At 50.8% G+C, this 392-nt stretch carries 1 protein-coding gene; it reads right to left on the reverse strand.

Annotated features, from left to right (window positions below):
• Nucleotides 1–310: cupin domain-containing protein (locus tag ACYP03_RS24470; RefSeq protein ID WP_459782442.1), on the reverse strand; the 310-nt coding region annotated here is incomplete at its 3' end.
• Nucleotides 311–392 lie beyond the last annotated feature (82 nt).

Below are 392 nucleotides of genomic sequence, written 5' to 3' on the forward strand. Positions count from 1 at the left end.
AGCCGGGCATGGCCTGAAACGGTTTAACCAGTCTGGCCGCGCCGCTGTGCCAGTGGTTGGCTGCCTGGACCATGAAAGACCAGTGATCATCCGGCAGGTTTTCAAAGCTCAGTGGCCCTTGCTCTACCTGCCAGTTTTCACCCTGACGTGAGATATAACGAGAGTCGACTTCTTCTTCCATCGCCAGTCCGGCCAGTTCATCTGGCGAGATAGGGTCAACGAAATCGGCAAAACCGCCTTTAATCACTGTGGGTTGCTTTTGCCAGTAAGTCGATAAGAACTCGCTGAACGAGAAGGTAAATTGATACATAGTCTTCATCGGTTAGAAATTTGAGGGGGATTATATCAGTGAATGGTGGCAGAGCGGCAGAAACTAAAAAGGCCAGCAGTCT

The sequence above is a fragment of the Photobacterium sp. R1 genome, assembly GCF_054600795.1.